The 13,137-nt window shown below is 69.9% G+C and carries 12 protein-coding genes; 3 read left to right on the top strand and 9 right to left on the bottom strand.

Going from position 1 to position 13,137, the window contains the following annotated elements; translation table 11 throughout:
- The gene (locus AC1DCT_RS01330) at nucleotides 1–687 is read left to right on the top strand and encodes a trimeric intracellular cation channel family protein (RefSeq protein ID WP_440731588.1); all 687 of its coding nucleotides are present in this window, start codon (nucleotides 1–3) and stop codon (nucleotides 685–687) included.
- A gap of 130 nt (nucleotides 688–817) precedes the next feature.
- Here AC1DCT_RS01330 and leuA read toward each other — a convergent pair whose 3' ends face one another.
- A complete protein-coding gene (leuA, locus tag AC1DCT_RS01325) occupies nucleotides 818–2,581 on the bottom strand; it encodes a 2-isopropylmalate synthase (RefSeq protein ID WP_441975777.1) in 1,764 nt (587 codons plus the stop codon).
- 246 nt (nucleotides 2,582–2,827) lie between these two features.
- Here leuA and thrC point away from each other — a divergent pair, with 246 nt between their 5' ends.
- Together thrC and AC1DCT_RS01315 are read left to right on the top strand one after the other, a co-directional pair.
- Nucleotides 2,828–4,249: a threonine synthase gene (thrC, locus tag AC1DCT_RS01320; RefSeq protein ID WP_440731586.1), complete on the top strand. Its 1,422-nt coding sequence runs from the start codon at nucleotides 2,828–2,830 to the stop codon at nucleotides 4,247–4,249.
- An 87-nt stretch (nucleotides 4,250–4,336) separates the two neighbouring features.
- Nucleotides 4,337–6,124: a DUF2207 family protein gene (locus tag AC1DCT_RS01315; protein ID WP_477427084.1), complete on the top strand. Its 1,788-nt coding sequence runs from the start codon at nucleotides 4,337–4,339 to the stop codon at nucleotides 6,122–6,124.
- A gap of 61 nt (nucleotides 6,125–6,185) precedes the next feature.
- Here AC1DCT_RS01315 and AC1DCT_RS01310 read toward each other — a convergent pair whose 3' ends face one another.
- From AC1DCT_RS01310 to dnaJ, 8 genes are all read right to left on the bottom strand, one after another.
- Complete coding sequence (locus tag AC1DCT_RS01310) at nucleotides 6,186–7,127, bottom strand: NADP-dependent oxidoreductase (RefSeq protein WP_477229195.1); 942 nt, start codon at nucleotides 7,125–7,127, stop codon at nucleotides 6,186–6,188.
- 1 nt (nucleotide 7,128) lies between these two features.
- A complete protein-coding gene (gene era, locus AC1DCT_RS01305) occupies nucleotides 7,129–8,049 on the bottom strand; it encodes a GTPase Era (RefSeq protein WP_477427082.1) in 921 nt (306 codons plus the stop codon).
- Nucleotides 8,039–9,337 (bottom strand): hemolysin family protein, encoded by a 1,299-nt coding sequence (locus AC1DCT_RS01300; protein WP_477427081.1) that lies wholly within the window; start codon nucleotides 9,335–9,337, stop codon nucleotides 8,039–8,041. Before AC1DCT_RS01300 ends, era begins: the two co-directional genes overlap by 11 nt.
- On the bottom strand, nucleotides 9,334–9,798 hold the full coding sequence (gene ybeY, locus AC1DCT_RS01295) for an rRNA maturation RNase YbeY (RefSeq protein WP_045270489.1): 465 nt from the start codon (nucleotides 9,796–9,798) through the stop codon (nucleotides 9,334–9,336). Before ybeY ends, AC1DCT_RS01300 begins: the two co-directional genes overlap by 4 nt.
- Nucleotides 9,795–10,820 carry a PhoH family protein gene (locus AC1DCT_RS01290; protein ID WP_477427738.1) on the bottom strand — a complete coding sequence of 342 codons (1,026 nt, stop codon included), beginning with the start codon at nucleotides 10,818–10,820 and terminating at the stop codon, nucleotides 9,795–9,797. The genes ybeY and AC1DCT_RS01290 overlap by 4 nt, the downstream gene beginning before the upstream one ends.
- A gap of 70 nt (nucleotides 10,821–10,890) precedes the next feature.
- A complete protein-coding gene (locus AC1DCT_RS01285; RefSeq protein WP_477427079.1) occupies nucleotides 10,891–11,238 on the bottom strand; it encodes an HIT domain-containing protein in 348 nt (115 codons plus the stop codon).
- Nucleotides 11,239–11,275: 37 nt separating this feature from the next.
- Nucleotides 11,276–12,004: a 16S rRNA (uracil(1498)-N(3))-methyltransferase gene (locus AC1DCT_RS01280; RefSeq protein WP_477427077.1), complete on the bottom strand. Its 729-nt coding sequence runs from the start codon at nucleotides 12,002–12,004 to the stop codon at nucleotides 11,276–11,278.
- A gap of 6 nt (nucleotides 12,005–12,010) precedes the next feature.
- Nucleotides 12,011–13,117: a molecular chaperone DnaJ gene (dnaJ, locus tag AC1DCT_RS01275; protein WP_477229338.1), complete on the bottom strand. Its 1,107-nt coding sequence runs from the start codon at nucleotides 13,115–13,117 to the stop codon at nucleotides 12,011–12,013.
- Nucleotides 13,118–13,137 lie beyond the last annotated feature (20 nt).

The following is a 13,137-nucleotide window of genomic DNA, read 5'->3' as shown; positions in this document are numbered from 1 at the left end:
GTGACCGAACCGACCTTCACCATCCCGCTGTGGGCCGATCTGCTGGGCGTGGGCCTGGGCGGCGTGCAGGGCGCCATGTTCGCGAGCGGCTTCCGGGGTGAACGCCGCCTGGATCTGCTGGGCGTGGCCATCATCGGGATCATGATCGGCATGGGCGGCGGTCTCATCCGCGACATCCTGCTGGGCCAGCCGCCCGCATCGCTGCACAGCAACTGGTACCTGCTCACCGCCGGAGGCGCGGCGCTCATCGGCATGCTGCTCGCTGGCCTCTTCCAGCGCCTGAACGCCGTGGTCGTCGGCCTCGACGCCGTGGTGATCGGCATGTTCGGCGCCTTCGGCACGAGCAAGGCGATCGCGTTCGGCCTGCCCGAGGTCCCCGCTGTGTTCATCGGCGTCTGCGCCGCCGCCGGCGGAGGTGTCCTCCGCGACATGCTCATGGGCCTGCCGGTGTCGATCATGCACGTCGGCTCCCTCTACGCGGTCGCCGCCGGCGCGGGCTGCGCCTTCATCGTGGTCGCGCACGCACTCGGCATGGGCATCGTGCCGGCCGCGATCATCGGCATCGTCCTGACCGCGATCATCCGCGTGCTCGCCGTGGTCTTCGACCTGTCGCTGCCCGAGCAGCGCGCCCTGTATCGCCGGCGCGTCGCCGCCGAGACCGGGATGATCCCGATCATCCGCCCCTGAGACACGCCTGCGCCCCGGGCTCGGCAGGTTCTGCCGGACTCGCGGCGCAGGCGCAGTCACGCGGACGGTTGCGCCGCGGACGGATCCTCCGCACACGGGGTGACGGTGCGGAGAAGCTTCGCGCGGGCGCTCAGGCGCTGACGAGGTCCGCCTCGGCGGCGGCCCGCGCACGGATGGAACGGTTCACGCAGGACACGATCGCCTTGAGCGACGCCGTGGAGATGTCACCGTCGATGCCGACGCCCCACAGGCGCTGGTCGCCGACCTGCAGCTCGACGTAGGCGGCCGCCTGGGCGTCGCCACCGGTCGACAGAGTGTGCTCGACGTAGTCGTACAGGGCGATGTCGAAGCCGCGCTCGCGCAGCACCTCGATGAACGCCGCAACCGGACCGTTGCCCCGGCCTTCGGCCTCTACGCGCTCCTCGTCGTCGCGCAGCACGACGTCGAGGGTGACCTCGCCGGACATGTCGCTGTTCGTGCGGGTGCCGAGCAGCTCGAACCGGCCCCACTTGGCGTCGTCGGCCGACGCGGGCAGGTACTCGTCGGTGAAGATCTCCCAGATCTGCTCGCTGGTGACCTCGCCGCCCTCGGCGTCGGTCTTGCCCTGCACGACGCCGGAGAATTCGATCTGCAGCTTGCGCGGCAGGTCGAGCGCGTGGTCCGTCTTCAGCAGATAGGCGACGCCGCCCTTGCCGGACTGCGAGTTGACCCGGATGACTGCCTCGTACGACCGGCCCAGGTCCTTGGGATCGACCGGCAGGTAGGGCACGCCCCACTCGATGTCGTCGACCGTGACGCCCTGAGCCTCGGCCTTCGCGGCCATGGCCTCGAAGCCCTTCTTGATCGCATCCTGGTGGGATCCGCTGAACGCGGTGAAGACGAGATCGCCGGCCCAGGGGCTGCGCTCGGGCACGGGCAGCTGGTTGCAGTACTCGGCGGTGCGCTTGACCTGGTCGATGTCGCTGAAGTCGATCTCGGGGTCGATGCCCTGCGTGAACAGGTTGATGCCCAGCGCGACGAGGTCGACGTTGCCGGTGCGCTCGCCGTTGCCGAACAGGCATCCCTCGATGCGGTCCGCGCCGGCCATGTAGCCGAGCTCCGCGGCGGCGATGGCGGTGCCGCGATCGTTGTGCGGGTGCAGCGAGAGGATCACGTTCTCGCGGTGGTTCAGGTGACGGCTCATCCACTCGATCGAGTCGGCGTAGACGTTGGGGGTCGCCATCTCGACGGTGGCCGGCAGGTTGATGATGACCTTGCGACCGGGGCTCGGCTGCAGGATCTCCAGCACCTCGTTGCAGACCTCGACGGCGTACTCCAGCTCGGTGCCGGTGTAGCTCTCCGGCGAGTACTCGTAGTAGACCTCGGTGTCGGGGATCCGCTTCTCGAACTCGCGGCACAGGCGCGCGCCCTCGAGCGCGATCTGCTTGACACCCTCGCGGTCGGAACGGAACACGACCTCGCGCTGCAGCACGCTGGTGGAGTTGTAGAAGTGCACGATGGCCTGCTTGGCGCCGGCGATCGCCTCGTAGGTGCGCTCGATGAGGTGCTCGCGGCACTGCGTCAGGACCTGGATCGTGACGTCGTCCGGGATCAGGTCCTCTTCGATGAGCTGGCGCACGAAGTCGAAGTCGGTCTGGCTCGCGGACGGGAAGCCGACCTCGATCTCCTTGTAGCCCATGCCGACGAGCAGCTCGAACATGACGCGCTTGCGCTCAGGGGACATCGGGTCGATGAGGGCCTGGTTGCCGTCGCGCAGGTCGACCGCGCACCAGCGCGGCGCCTTCGTGATGCGGGCCGAGGGCCAGGTGCGGTCGGGCAGATCGACGGCGATCTGCTCGTGGTACGGCCGGTACTTGTGGACCGGCATCGAGGTGGGGCGCTGGTTGTTCTTCATGAGGGTTGCTCTTCTCGTCGCTTCAAGTGTGGGAGCGGGCCAACACGAACACCGCGACGAGTGGGGCCCTCAGAGACGGGACTCGTCGCGGCAGATAAGAAGGAGCAGACCGCCTGCGCGCATGCCGTCATGCTAGCACGGCGACACAGGGGCGTCAGGGCTGTGACGGACCTGCGAGAATCGATGCACGCGGATCCGCACCCCCTACGAGCGGATCCGAGACGCCCGAGAATCGAGGAGCAACTCGTGCAGTACATCTCCACCCGCGGTGGCGGGGAGCCGAAGACCTACAGCGAGGCGCTCCTGGAGGGCCTGGCCGTCGATGGCGGCCTGCTCGTCCCGGAGCGGCTGCCCGAGGTCGACGCGGCGACCCTCGAGTCCTGGCGGGCACTCGACTACGCGGAGCTGGCGACCGAGGTGCTCGGCCTGTTCGCGACCGACATCCCGCGCGAGGATCTGGCGGAGCTGTGCGCGGCGGCGTACTCCCCCGCGGTGTTCGCCGAGCCCGTGCCGCTGACGCCGATCGGCGGCGGGATCACGCTCGTCGGGCTCTCCGAAGGGCCGACGCTGGCGTTCAAGGACATGGCGATGCAGTTCCTCGGGCAGGCGCTCGAGTACGCCCTCGAGCGCACGGGCGGCGTGCTGAACATCGTCGGCGCCACCTCGGGCGACACCGGTTCGGCGGCCGAGCACGCCCTCCGCGGCAAGGACCGGATCAGCGTCTTCATGCTCTCGCCGCAGGGACGGATGAGCCCGTTCCAGCGCGCGCAGATGTACTCGCTGCAGGACGCGAACGTGCACAACATCGCCGTGGACGGCGTCTTCGACGACTGCCAGAACCTGGTCAAGGACCTCGCCGGCGACCTCGACTTCAAGAACGCGCAGCACCTGGGCGCGGTCAACTCGATCAACCTCGCCCGCATCACCGCGCAGGTCGTCTACTACTTCTGGGCGTGGCTGCGCGCGACCGACGGCCTCGCCGCTGCCGAGCGGGACGGCTTCGAGGTGTCCTTCGCGGTGCCGTCCGGGAACTTCGGCAACATTCTCTCCGGCTTCTTCGCGCGCGGCATGGGCCTGCCGATCCGCCGTCTCGTGCTCGCCGCGAACGAGAACAACGTGCTGGACGAGTTCTTCCGCACCGGGCTCTACCGTCCGCGCAGCGCGGCACAGACGCTCGCGACGTCGAGCCCGTCGATGGACATCTCCAAGGCATCGAACCTGGAGCGCTTCATCTACGACCTCGTCGGCCGCGACCCGCAGCGCGTCGTCGGGGCCTGGGACGACCTCGCCCGCACCGGCGTCTTCGACTTCACCGCGGATCTGCCGCGCTTCGCCGACGAGTTCGGGATCGTGAGCGGCACCAGCACGCACGAAGACCGGCTCGCCACGATCCGCGCCGTGCACGACGCGAGCGGAACGATCATCGACCCGCACACCGCCGACGGCGTGAAGGTCGCGAGCACGTTCATCGAGGACGGCGTGCCCATGCTCGTGCTCGAGACCGCCAAGCCGGAGAAGTTCGGCGAGACCATCACCGAAGCGCTCGGGATCGAGCTGCCGCTGTCGGACGAGCTGCAGGCCCTGCTCGCGGCCCCGCAGCGCGTCACCGAGATCGCGAACGACGAGGCGGCGCTGCGCACGATCATCGAGACGAGTGCGCTGCACTGATCCTCGCGTGCGGGAGCGGGCACGCGCACAGCGCGCCCGCTCGCGGACGACCTCGGGGCGACGGGTGAGACGGATAGTCTGGCTGGCATGACGGCTCGACTGCGCGCCCGGCTGCTCACCCTGCTCGGCGCCCTCGCCCTCGTGCTGGCCCCACTGCTGGCGGCACCCGCCGCGCACGCCGACACGAACGACTTCTCCTACGCGTCCTGGGACGCGCGGTATCTGCTCAGCCGCGACGCCGACGGCCGCGCGATGCTGGCGGTGACCGAGACGCTCGTCGCGGAGTTCCCCGACTTCGACCAGAACCACGGCATCCTCCGAGGCCTGCCCACCTGGTACGAGGGCGCGCCACTCGGGCTGCACGTCGTCTCGATCACCGACGGCGCAGGCAAGGCGGTGCCGTACGACGACAGCGAGACCGACGACGGCGAGCGGCAACTGAAGATCGGCGATCCTGACAGGTTCGCGCACGGACGCAACACCTATGTGATCCGCTACACGATGCGCGATGTCGTGCATCGGCCCACCGACCGGGCAATCGACGAGTGGTATTGGAACCTGCTCCCGTTGAACTCCGCGCAGCCGATCGCGCACTTCTCCGCCGAGCTCTCCTTCGCCCCGGACGTCGATGCCGCCATGATCGGCGCCCCCTCCTGCTACGCCGGGCCCGTCGACTCCACCACCCGCTGCACGCTCTCCCCCGCCTCTGGGACCGGGTTCGCCGTGACGCAGGAGAACGTCCCCGCCGGATCCGGTGTCACCGTCGCCTTCCCGATGAAGGCGGGAACCTTCGCCCAGGCTCCAGCACGCCAGCCGGATCCGATGACCGACGTCGCGCCGTATCCCGTCGCGGGTCTCGCCGTGCTGCTCGCGATCGGTGGCCCGATCCTCGGCATCGGACTGCTGCGCCGGAACGGACGGCGCAGCGGCCGCGGCATCGTGGTCGCCCAGTACGACGTGCCTGACACGTTTCCCCCGGTCCTCGCCGCCGAGATCGAGGGTCGACGGCCCGTCGCGAACTCCGCCGAGATGGTGCACCTCGCCGTCCACAGGGCGATCCGCATCTCTGACGGCGAGAGCAAGCCCGTGCTCGAGCTCCTCGACCCGTCGAGCTCCCCCGATGCGCTCGACGCGGAGGCTCTGCATGCGCTGTTCCCCGGAGATCCTGTCGGCACGACGCTGCATCTCGAGGTGCCGAACGATCCGTTGGTCGCCCGGCTCAAGGCCCTCGCCGGGTCCGCCCATGTCGCCGCGTTCGAGCGTGGTCTGCTCACCCGGCGGCGCTCGGTGCTCGCGGTGGTCCTGAGCGTCATCGCACTCGCGGCGGGCCTCGGCGCGATCGTGCTGGCCGCGCCCGGCATGGCGGTGGGCCGTCCTGCCGCCATCGCGACCTTCGTCGTCGCGATCGTCGCATCGGCGGTCGCGATCGTCGCCATCCTCGTGTCGCTGCCGCGCCGCGCCGTCCTCACGCCGCAGGGCGCTGAGGCGCGCGAGTACCTGCTCGGGGTGCGCGAGTACATCCGGCTGGCCGAGGCGGACCGGATCCGCATGCTGCAGTCGTACCGGGGCGCGGAACGCCGCGCGGACGGCACGGTGGACGTCATCGTGCTGTACGAGCGGCTGCTCCCCTACGCGATGCTCTTCGGCATGGAACGCGAGTGGGGGCAGGTGCTTGCCGTGCAGTACGAGCACGACGGCATCACGCCCGGCTGGTACTACGGCTACACCGGCGCGAATTTCGCCGGCTCGCTCAGCGGCATGAACAGCTCGCTCAGCCCGACCCCCACGCCGAGCTCGTCGTCGAGTTCCAGCGGCTCCTTCGGCGGCGGGTTCTCCGGCGGTGGCGGAGGAGGCGGATCCTCCGGCGGCTGGTGATACCGGCGCCCTCCCGATGCGCGGAGTCTGCGGAGACCGCGCTCGAGATCGCCGCTGTCCGTCAGGGGATCAGCGCGAGCTTGCCGCCCGGATGCTCCTCGGCGAGGAAACGAGTGGCGTCGACGGCCTCGGCGAGCGGATAGGTGCGCGCGAGCGGCACCACCAGCCGTCCTTCGTCCGCGAGACGCACCAGTTCGCCACGGATCCCGTCGCGGAACGCTGCACTGCCGGGCTGGGATCCCGCGATGGCGCGGAAGCCGTGCTCCGCCGCGCGACCGGGTGCCGCGATCGTGACGATCCGGGAACGGTCCCCGACGAGAGCGAGGGAGACGTCGACGGCTTCGTCCGTGCCGACCGCATCCAGCGCCGCGTCCACGGCCAGGCCGGTGGCGCGGACCCGGTCCAGAAGACCCTCGCCATAAGCCACGGGGGTGCCGCCGAACCGACGCACGCGCTCGGCGCCGGCCTCGCTCGTGGTGCCGATCACGCGGATGCCGCGCAGTGCGGCCAGCTGCAGCACCATGACCCCGACCGCGCCCGAGGCGCCGTGGAGCAGGATGGTCTCACCCTCCTCAGCGTGCACGCGCTCGAGCATCTCCGCGGCCGTGGTGCCGGCGAGCAGCAGGTTCGCCGCCTCGGCGTGCGACAGGCGTGCGGGTTTGCGGAAGGCCTTCTCCGCGGGGATCGTGAGCGCGCTCGCATACCCGCCCTGGACCCGGAAGGCCACGACCTCGTCGCCGACTCGCGCCTCCCCCGATCCGATCCGCGTGCCCGGTCCGATCGCGAGGATCTCGCCCGAGACCTCATAGCCGATCGGCACCGGCAGCTCGACGCCCGGCCTCGGCACGGCGACGTGCTTGCGGTCCGCAGGGTTCATCCCCGCCGCGTGCACGCGGATCGTCACCTCGCCCTGTTGCGGATCCGGTGCCGTCGTGTCGGCCAGCCGCCACCGCTCCGGACCGCCCCATTCCGGAGCGATCCACTGCCGCGCGGCGACGCTCATGTCAGAACCCCAGCCGCCCGAGCTGCTTCGGGTCGCGCTGCCATTCCTTGGCGACCTTCACGTGCAGACCCAGGAACACCCGGGTGCCGAGCAGTTCCTCGATGCCCGCACGGGCGGTCGCGCCGACATCGCGGAGCCGAGTGCCCTTGCGTCCGATGATGATCGCCTTCTGGCTGTCTCGCTCCACGACGATCGAGGCGTGCACATCGGTCAGGTCGGAATCCTCGCGCGGTGAGATGTCGTCGACCACGACGGCGATCGAGTGCGGCAGCTCGTCGCGGACGCCCTCGAGGGCCGCCTCGCGGATCATCTCGGCGATGCGGTCCTCGGTGGACTCGTCCGTGACGATGTCGTCCTCGTACAGGGACGGGCCCTCCGGCATGAGCGAGAGCACCTCGTCCGCCAGCACGTCCAGCTGCACCCGAGTGAGTGCGGAGAGCGGGATCACGGCCGCCCAGTCCTCGCGCAGGGAGTCGACCTCCATGAGCCGCTCCGTGATCTCGTCGCGCTCCGCGATGTCGACCTTGGTCACGATCGCGACCTTCTTCGCCCGCGGATAGCCGTCCAGCGACGCCGCGATGCGCTTGTCACCGGGGCCGACCTTCTCGGTCGCCGGCACGCAGAAGCCGATCACGTCGACGTCACCGAGCACCTGCCCGACGAGGTCGTTCAAGCGCTCGCCCAGAAGGGTCCGGGGGCGGTGGATGCCCGGGGTGTCCACGATCACGAGCTGTCCGTCGGGGCGGTTCACGATGCCGCGGATCGCGCGCCGCGTGGTCTGCGGCTTCTCACTGGTGATCGCGATCTTCTCGCCGACCAGCGCGTTCGTCAGCGTGGACTTGCCGACGTTCGGCCGACCCACGAACGTCACGAACCCGCTGCGGTGCGGGGTCGGGGTCTCGGTGTCGCGCTCATCGCTCATCGTGGTTCTCCTTGTTCTGATCCCCCGCGAGCGGCTCCTCGGCCCGCTCCACGAAGACATGTTCGATGCCGCGGCCGCGACCCCGTGAGGCCCCGCCGGTGAGGAGAAGCCCGCGCACGACGGCCGTCGCGCCGGGAGTCGGAATGCGGCCGAGCTCCTTGCCCAGCAGGCCGCCGATGGAGTCCACGTCGTCGTCCTCGAGCTCGACGCCGAACAACTCGCCGACGTCCTCGAGGCTCATCCGCCCGCTCACCCGATAGTGCCCCGGCTCGAGCTCGACGACCTCGGAGCCGGGCCGATCGTACTCGTCGGAGATCTCCCCGACGAGCTCCTCGATGAGGTCCTCCATCGTGACGAGCCCGGCGATCCCGCCGTGCTCGTCGATCACGATGCACACGTGCACGGCCTCGCGCTTCATCTGCTGCAGGAGCGTCTCCGCACGCATGGACTCCGGCACGAACACGGCGGGCCGGGCGAGCCGGCGCACCGAGGCGGCCCGCCAGCTGCGGTCGTCCCGGTAGGCGAACTGCACCAGATCCTTGAGGTAGAGCACGCCGACGACATCATCGGCCTCGTCATCGACGACGGGCAAACGCGAGACGCCGCGGTTCAGGAAGAGATCCATCGCCTCGGATGTGGTCGCAGCGGCGTCGACGGTGACCATGTCGGTGCGCGGCACCATGACCGCGCGCACGAACTGGTCGGTGAAGTCGAAGACGGAGTGGATCAGCTCGCGGTCGTCCGCCTCGATGAGGTCGTGCGAGGCCGCCTCGTCGACCATGCTGAGCAGCTGCGTCTCGGTCGCGAACGTGCTCCGCCCCGCCCCCGGGGTGACCCGGCTGCCGAAGACCGCGAGCCCCTGCGCGACCGGGCCGAGGATGACCCGGACGGCGCGGACCGTGGGAGCGCACACCCTCAGCATCGCGTCGGCGTGCTGGCGACCGAAGGATCGCGGGCTCGCCCCGACGAGGACGAAGGTGATGCCGGTCATGATCACCGCGGCGGCGAGCATCGCCCACCAGATCTGATCGTCGAACAGCAGCACCAGGGCGACCGTGACGAGTACCGCGGCCGCCGTCTCCACGAACACACGCATGAAGGCGACCGCATTCGCGTGCGGTTCCGGATCCGCGGCGATCCTGGCGAGGGCCGGCGCATTGCGCCCCTCGGATCCCATCTCCTCCAGATCCGCCCGCGAGGTCACGGACAGCGCCGCGTCGATCGCCGCCATCAGGCCGCCGAACGCGACGAGCAGGATCGCGGCGGCGAGCAGCAGGAATGGCGTCATCGACCGTGGGAGCGCTCATCGGCGGCGAAACCGGCGATGAGCTCGCGCTGCAGGCCGAACATCTCCTTCTCGTCCTCGGGTTCGGCGTGGTCGAATCCGAGAAGGTGCAGCAGACCGTGCGTGGTGAGCAGGATCAGCTCGTCCATGAGCGTGTGCTTGGCTGCGGCCGCCTGGGTCTCCGCGACCTGGGGGCACAGCACGATGTCGCCGAGCAGGCCGGGCGGTGTCGGCCGGTCGATGGTGCCGGGACGCAGCTCGTCCATCGGGAAGCTCAGCACGTCGGTCGGCCCTGGCTCGTCCATCCACTGCACGTGCAGCGCTTCCATGGCGCCCTCGTCGACGAGGACGATGGCGACGTCCGCATCCGCGCTCACGTTCAGCTGGCCCAGGTTGCGTTCGGTGAGGCGCAGGAGCACCGTCTCGTCGATCGCGATGGCCGATTCGTTGTTGATCTCGATCATTTCAGGCCTCGTTTCGGCATGCGGTCTCGGGGTCCCGGGCGCTGCTGCCCCGCACGGCGCTCGGCGCGGTTGGCGAACTCCGCCGCCTGCTCGCGCTCGGTGCGGGCCGCGGTGCGCTGCTCGTCGTATTCGGTGTACGCATCCACGATGCGGCCCACCAGCGAGTGGCGCACGACGTCGTCACTCGTGAGCCGGGAGAAGTGGATGTCGTCGATGTCCTTCAGCACCCGGGTCACGACGCGCAGTCCGGAGGCGCCCTGAGGAAGATCGATCTGGGTGATGTCGCCTGTGACGACCATGCGCGTGCCGAACCCGAGCCGGGTGAGGAACATCTTCATCTGCTCGGGCGTGGTGTTCTGCGCCTCGTCCAGCACGACGAACGAGTCGTTCAGAGTACGCCCGCGCATGTACGCCAGAGGCGCCACCTCGATCGTGCCGCTCGCCATGAGCTTGGGGACGATCTCGGGATCCATCATCTCGTTCAGCGCGTCGTAGAGCGGGCGCAGGTACGGATCGATCTTGTCGGTGAGGGTGCCCGGCAGGAATCCGAGCCGCTCCCCGGCCTCGACGGCCGGGCGGGTGAGGATGATCCGCTCGACCTCCTTGCGCTGCAGCGCCTGCACCGCCTTCGCCATCGCGAGGTAGGTCTTGCCGGTGCCGGCGGGGCCGATGCCGAACACGATCGTGTTCTGATCGATCGCGTCGACGTACTCCTTCTGACCGAGAGTCTTCGGCCGGATCACGCGTCCGCGCGTGGACAGGATCGCCTCGCCGAGGACCTCGCTCGGGCGCACGCCCTCGCGCTCCAGCATGCGCGCCGACTGCGCGATGTCGCTGGGGGCGAGTGCATGCCCGGACCGCGTCAGTTCGATGAGCTCATCGACGAGCTTCTGCGCCGAGCGCACCGCGGCGGGCTCACCGGTCAGGGTGACCTCGTTGCCGCGCACCAGCACGTCGACAGCCGGATGCTCCTTCTCGAGCATGCGCAGCAGCCGGTCCTGTGGTCCGAGCAGCTGCACCATCGCGACCCCGTCCACCTCGATGCGGGCGGAGGTCACGGACTGGGAGGGCGCGACGCCCTCGGCCGTGTCGTCAGAAGCCAACGAGCTTGTTCTCCTCGAGATTGCCGAGCACGTGGGCGTGCACGTGGAAGACGGACTGCGCGACACTCGCGCCGTTGTTGAAGATCAGGCGGTACTCGCCGTTCGCGTGCTCGTCGGCGATCTCCTTCGCCGCAGCGACCATCTTCGCCATGAGTCCGGGGTCGCCTGCGGCGAGCTCGGTGACGTCGCGGAACTGCTCGGACTTGGGGATCACGAGCACATGCAGAGGCGCCTGCGGGTTGATGTCGCGGATTGCGAAGACATCCTCGGTCTCCAGCAGGATCTCGCCGGGGATCTGCCCGTTCAGGATGCGCGTGAAGATCGAGGGTTCGCTCATGGAATCAGTCTATCCGCGCGGTGCCGGCGAGCGTGGGCTACCAGCGCCCGCGCGCCACGTTCAGCACCGCGATGGCGGCAGGGCCCGCGGTCGAGGTGCGCAGCACGGTGTCGCCCAGCAGCACGCGTTCCGCACCGGCGCCGACGAGGCGCTCGATCTCCTCGGGGGCGATCCCGCCCTCGGGGCCGACGACCAGGACGATGTCGCGCTCGTCCGGGACGAGTGCGGACAGCGCCGCAGGCGCCGTCGGGTCCAGGATCAGCACCCGCTGCGTCGCCGCACGGCGTGCCAAGTCGGCTGTCGCTTCGACGGATGCGACCTCCGGGATCCAGGATCGGTGGGCCTGTTTGGCGGCCTCGCGCACGATCGTGGCCCAGCGTTCCCGGCCCTTCACCGCCTTGGCCCCCTCCCACCGGGAGACGCTGCGCGCCGCCTGCCACGGAACGATCTCGTCGACGCCGAGCTCGCACGCGGCCTGCACGGCGAGCTCGTCGCGGTCGCCCTTCGCCAGCGCCTGCACGAGCAGGATCCGCGGATCCGGTCTCGGATCCTCCCTGCGCGACAGAATGCGCACCTCCACCAGGCCGGGGGCCGAGGACGCGACCTCGCCCTCGAGCCAGACGCCCGCCCCGTCTCCCAGCGTGATCGGCTCCCCGATCCGCACCCTGCGCACGACAGCGGCGTGCTTGGCCTCGGCGCCGGTGAGGGCGAGGACCGAACCGGCCGCGGCCGCCGTCGCGTCGGGCGTCACGAAGTGCAGGGCCATCGCGGGTCAGCCCCGGAAGCGGTCGCGCAGTTTGGAGAACAGCCCCTGGTGGAACTCGGCCAGCTTCGGCGCCGGTGCCTTGGTGCGCTTGGCGAAGTCCTCGATGAGCTGGCGCTCCTTATGGTCGAGCTTGGTCGGGGTCAGCACCTGTACGCCGACGCGCAGGTCGCCGCGCTGGGTTCCGCGCAGCGGCGTGACGCCGCGGCCCTTGATCGTCAGGACGTCCCCCGACTGCAGACCCTGGCGGATCTCCAGATCCACGGGTCCGTCCAGCGACTCGATGGTCGTGGTGGTCCCGAGGATCGCGTCGCTCATGGCCACCTCGAGCGTGGCGAGGAGGTCATCGCCGTCGCGGCTGAAGCGGGCGTGCGGGGAGACCGTGACCTCGACGTACAGGTCGCCGTTCGGGCCGCCCGCGCGGCCGACCTCGCCGGATCCGGGCAGCTGCAGGCGCAGGCCGGTCTCGACGCCGGCGGGGATGTCGAGGCCAACGGTACGGCGCGAACGCACCCGTCCCTGACCGTTGCAGGTCTGGCACGGGAACGGGATCGTCGTGCCGAAGCCCTCGCAGGAGCCGCACGGCGCGGTCGTGATGACGTTGCCGAGCAGGCTGCGCACCTGCTGCTGCACGTGTCCGGATCCGCCGCAGATGTCGCAGGTGACCGGTGAGGTGCCCTCCTGGCAGCAGGAGCCCTGGCACGTCTCGCACAGCACGGCGGTGTCCACGTCGATGTCGCGGTGCACACCGAACACGACGTCGCCGAGCTCGAGCGTGACCCGCACCAGCGCGTCCTGGCCCCGCTCCCGGCGCGAACGCGGCCGGGCCGCGCGCGCCCCTCCGCCCCCGAAGAAGGTCTCGAAGATGTCGCCGAAGCCACCGAACCCACCGAAACCGCCGTTGCCGTTCTGGTCGCCGCCCATGTCGTAGCGGCGCCGCGAGTCGGCGTCGCTCAGCACGTCATAGGCGTGCGTGACGAGCTTGAACCGCTCCGCCGCATCCTCACTGGGGTTCACGTCGGGGTGCAGCTGACGCGCGAGCCGTCGATACGCCTTCTTGATCTCGTCCTCGCTCGCATCGCGCGAGACGCCGAGAACCTCGTAGTGATCCGTCACCATCGCCTTTCCGGGCCGCC

This window comes from Microbacterium sp. 10L49 (assembly GCF_056395125.1).
Note: the sequence above shows the minus strand (reverse complement) of the source record. Positions and strands in the feature narration are given on the sequence as shown.